Here is a 3,614-nt window from a genome sequence, read left to right on the forward strand (position 1 = left end):
GAGCAGAAGTTATCATGATCGTTACCATGTTAGGAGGTCACATGGAAGATCAGATCCTGGAAAACGGGAATGGTTCCGTTCAGGGCGCTACTTGTGTATAAGAGTCAGTCTCATACGTGAGCTGAAGCGAGTTCACATGAAAAGTGATGAGCTTTATGTGTATTGTAGTGATAGTGACAAGGCTCTTATTGAGCGAGTGCTAGTCGATTATCCGTTCACGTTGCATTTCAATGTGACGGACATGTCCCAGCTAAAAGGCAAAACCCTTGTGCATTACAAGAGTGGTGACCTTCCCGATGAACTGGCCGCAATGCTGGTGTTGGCCACCAAGTATGGCGCCTACGTTGAACCGCTGGTCAGTTATCTGGACCGACGTTTCGGACGTACAGAAGTGGAGTTGTTGCACAGCGGCTACTTCCTGCACATGAAATCTTTCTCCATCCTCTCCCGTCCATCCAATCGCATTGTCAAGCGTGCGCTGGATCTGGTCTCTGCCATTGCGCTCAGTCTGGTTGCCATTCCCATTGGCTTGCTTGCTGCGCTGGCCATCAAACTGGAATCACCAGGCCCCATCTTTTATCGTCAAGCCCGTGTTGGCCAGTTCAACCAGGAATTCGACGTCATCAAGTTCCGTTCTATGCGAAACGATGCCGAAAAAAATGGTGCTCAATGGGCAAGCAAGAATGACGCCCGAGTCACTCGTGTTGGCCGCTTCATTCGCAAGACCCGTATTGATGAACTACCGCAACTGATCAACGTCTTTAAAAGTGAAATGTCACTGGTTGGTCCGAGACCAGAAAGGGAAGTGTTTATCAAAGAGTTGGAAACGGTCATTCCATATTATCGTTTCCGCCATGCGGTCAAGCCCGGCATTACCGGCCTGGCCCAGGTCAAATACCCCTACGGGGCATCTATTGAAGATGCCGTGTGGAAACATAAATACGACATCTTCTATATCAAGCATCAAAGCCTGCTGTTGGATATCAAGATCCTGCTGCTGACAGTCAAGACTGTGCTGTTTGGCATGGGTCGGTAGCCTTTCTTATAAAAACCGTTTTAGATATATTTTGGCTAATTAACGGAGAGTTATAAAGCCGGGCCACCTTATGAATAGTCTAATGTGGCGCAAGGAAAACTATATTAATGGATAACAAAAAAAAGCATAGCCGCATAGTTAAAAACTCATTGTTTCTCTATTTTAGAATGATACTCACATTGGTCGTCACACTATACACGTCCAGAGTGATACTCAACGTTCTCGGTGTAGAGGACTTCGGTATTTACAATGTCGTTGGTGGTGTAGTAACCATGATGGCCTTTTTGAGTGGGGCCATGTCTTCTGCAACTCAACGGTTTTTGTCATTCGAACTAGGCAAAGGTGATAGAAACCAGCTTGCGAATGTTTTTAAGATGAGTGTGAATATTCATGTTTTAATAATATTGATTGTGGTGTTTTTAGGTGAAACTGTTGGATTATGGTTTATCAACACTCAGTTGACAATTCCTGCAGAGCGAATATTAGTTGCAAACTGGGTGTATCATTGTGCGCTGTTTTCATTTTGCTGTACCATTCTCAGTGTTCCATATAATGCATTAATAATCGCAAATGAAAAAATGAGCGCTTTTGCATACATTAGCATTATTGATGTCACATTAAAGTTAATAGTTGTTTTTTTGTTGCCAAAATTGGCAGGGGATCCATTGGCATATTATGCGCAATTACTTGCTTTAGTTAGTCTTATAATTACTCTTAGCTATTATATCTATGCGAAAAAGCGTATTGCTGAGTCATGTTATAGTTTGTATTGGGACTCGTTTTTATTTAAAACACTCTTTAGCTATACTGGTTGGAACTTGTTTGGGAATTTGGCTTCAGTGATTACCAATCAAGGTGTGAATATTCTTTTAAATATATTTTTTGGCGCAACAGTTAATGCTGCTCGAGCCATTGCATATCAAGTAAATAGTGCTGTAATGGGCTTCGTTAGTAGTTTGCAAATGGCTATAAATCCTCAGATAATAAAGTCTTATGCAAATGAAAACTATCAATACATGCTGCAGCTTGTTTTTTCTGGAGCAAGATATTCTTTCTTTCTATTATATATCCTTGCAGTACCCTTTCTTTTGAAGACAGAATCGGTGTTAGGCTTATGGTTGGGCACTGTCCCAAAGTATGCATCAGAATTTTGTCGATTAGTTGTAATTGATTCATTGATAATATCGATATCAGGAACATTAATGACGGCTTTCCAAGCAACAGGAAATATCAGAAGGTATCAGGTTGTTGTAGGGCTTGTTATTATGTGTAACTTGCCATGCTCATATATTTTATTGAGGAATGGATTTGATGCTAACGTAACAATGCTTGTAAGCATATTTATTTCTCTTGTTGCCTTCTTATTTCGGGTCATTTTGTTATCGAAAATTTTTCCTGAGATAGCATACAATACATATAACTTGATATGTCGTGTTGGGCTTGTTTTCCTTCCCTCGATTTTTTTGCTATATAAAGTCCCTATTTTAGATAACTCTCTTTTTTGGGACTTGGTTTACTCCTGTACAATATATTGGCTCGTGATAGTCATTTGTATATTGGTATTTGGCATTGATCGAAAAGAACAACAGTTTTTAAGTTATAGGCTAAATAGATTCTATCAAGTTGGGCGTAAAGATGAATAGTAGTGCGATGATTCAAGCTGTTGTTGAAAATGATATGTGTATTGGCTGTGGTGCGTGTGCAGCAAAGTCTAAGAATAATGCAATAAAAATGAGAATTAATGATTATGGTTTTTATGTGGCAGATGTCAAAGAAGATGTTTTTGATGATAGTATAAAAGTTTGCCCGTTCAATCCCAATCCTGATGAACAAGTACGAACAGAGAATGAGATTGCTGCCTTATTTTTAATTGAGGCTGATAATAATAATAGGAAAATTGGTAGATACATAAATACCTATGCCGGTCATTCAGTTGAACATCGGTTAACGTCATCTTCTGGTGGGATCGCTACTTACACGCTTTCTGAGTTGATGCGTCGTGGTGAAATACAGCATGTTATTTCAGTGAAAACAGCTTCAAGTGCTTCTACTCATTATGAGTATGTTATTAGTAGTTCAATTGAACAAGTAGGTCAAGCCGCAAAAACAAAATACTATCCAGTGACAATGGCTGAGGTCCTCAGGAAAATACAACATTTGGATGGTAAGGTTGCGATTGTTGGTGTTGCTTGTTTTATAAAAGCTATTAGATTAATGCAAGTGCAAGATCCTGAAATTAGAGATAAAGTGGCATTCTTGATTGGTATTATTTGTGGTGGTGTAAAGAGTACATTTTTTGCGGAATACCTAGCCAGTAAAACTGGTGTTTCTGCATCTGAATTTAGCCAGCCAGAGTTTCGGATCAAGGAGCATAGCAGCTCAGCCAGTGATTATTCTTATGGCTGCCTTGATGCTAAAAATGAGAAGCATACTGTAAAGATGCGCTCAGTTGGTGATATGTGGGGGACCTGACTCTTATACACAAGTAGCGCCCTGAACGGAACCATTCCCGTTTTCCAGGATCTGATCTTCCATGTGACCTCCTAACATGGTAACGATCATGATAACTTCTGCTCTT

Annotated in this window: 3 protein-coding genes; all 3 read left to right on the plus strand. The window is 40.1% G+C overall.

Going from position 1 to position 3,614, the window contains the following annotated elements; genetic code table 11:
• Positions 1-136: 136 nt before the first annotated feature.
• The 3 genes from PG883_RS22780 (at position 137) to PG883_RS22790 (ending at position 3,508) form a co-directional block, all read left to right on the plus strand.
• Complete coding sequence (locus PG883_RS22780; RefSeq protein ID WP_270808329.1) at positions 137-1,036, plus strand: exopolysaccharide biosynthesis polyprenyl glycosylphosphotransferase; 900 nt, start codon at positions 137-139, stop codon at positions 1,034-1,036.
• Positions 1,037-1,143: 107 nt separating this feature from the next.
• Entirely contained in the window at positions 1,144-2,679 is a 1,536-nt protein-coding gene (locus PG883_RS22785; protein WP_216986856.1) for a hypothetical protein, read from the plus strand.
• On the plus strand, positions 2,672-3,508 hold the full coding sequence (locus PG883_RS22790; RefSeq protein ID WP_270808334.1) for a Coenzyme F420 hydrogenase/dehydrogenase, beta subunit C-terminal domain: 837 nt from the start codon (positions 2,672-2,674) through the stop codon (positions 3,506-3,508). Before PG883_RS22785 ends, PG883_RS22790 begins: the two co-directional genes overlap by 8 nt.
• Positions 3,509-3,614: the final 106 nt, after the last annotated feature.

The organism is Aeromonas sp. QDB25 (assembly GCF_027707725.1).
GTDB classification, from domain to species: domain Bacteria; phylum Pseudomonadota; class Gammaproteobacteria; order Enterobacterales; family Aeromonadaceae; genus Aeromonas; species Aeromonas caviae.